This window comes from Micromonospora andamanensis (genome assembly GCF_016863495.1).
GTDB lineage: Bacteria > Actinomycetota > Actinomycetes > Mycobacteriales > Micromonosporaceae > Micromonospora > Micromonospora andamanensis.
In genome coordinates this window covers 1-967 of sequence record NZ_BOOZ01000120.1, presented here as the reverse complement: position 1 = coordinate 967, position 967 = coordinate 1, and the positions used below count along the sequence as shown (strand labels likewise).

The following is a 967-nucleotide window of genomic DNA, read 5'->3' as shown; positions in this document are numbered from 1 at the left end:
AGGTCGATCAGGGCGCGGCCGCGGCCGGTGAGACGGACCCTGATGCGCCGTCCGTGGCGTTCGCGGTAGAGCAGGCCCGCGTCTATCAGGGCTGTGCAGTGGTAGGTCACGACGCTGGGCGCGGTGTGCAGGAGGTCCGCGAGTTGGCTCATGCTGAGGTTCAGGTCGGCGTTGCGCATCAGCGTGGCGCGCATCGGGCCGAGGACGAGGGTGAGCGGGTCCTTGTTCTGCGGGCGCTGGTCGGGTCTCCACAGCTCGTGGAGGCCGGGTGTGGGGTAGCCGAGCCAGACCATGTCCGCGACGTCGGGGTCGAAGACGGAGGCGCCGGTGCCCGAGATGGTGGGCGTCAGGACCAGTCGTCGGTCGCCGACGGTGAACTGTTCCGGGTGGCTGTCCGGGATGAGTAGGCGCTCCTCGTGGTAGCGCCAGCGCGGGCCCAGGTCGGACAGGACGCCGTCGAGGCATCCTCGTATCGACGCGGTCCCGACGCGGACGATCTCTCGGTCCAGCAGTGGTTGCGCCAACCGCCAGTACGGGAGGAAGACGTTCCAGGCCGCCCGCAACGTCGTCACGTAGGCGTCGATCCACTTGTCTGGCCGGCGGAGGACCCATTGCCAGTGGCTCGGGATCTCCCCTGGGTGCAACACCGCCACCTCGTCGGCCAGCCGCTCACTGGCGGCGGTGGCTATGTGGTCGAGGTGGCTGGCGAAGTCCAGATCCTGCACCGCGACCGATGGGGTCAGACAGTGGGGGATGCTCGTCGCGTTGGGACCGAACAGTGGTGCCAGCAGGCGCGTCGCGTCGTAGGGAACGCCGGCTCGGATGGCGTGCGCAAGGAATGCGGGCACGCCCTGCGGGCGGCCGGCCAGGTCTCCCAGCAGGGACAGCACCGTCACCATCGGCATGATCTTCAGTTCGGTGTGCAGGTCGGTGATCGGACCGAGTGAGATGCTGCTGTGGGACGTGA

General features: G+C 68.7%; 1 protein-coding gene. It reads right to left on the bottom strand.

All coding sequences use genetic code 11. The features are described from left to right. On the bottom strand, positions 1-967 hold a 967-nt coding region (locus tag Van01_RS32740; RefSeq protein ID WP_204015836.1), incomplete at both ends, for a helix-turn-helix domain-containing protein.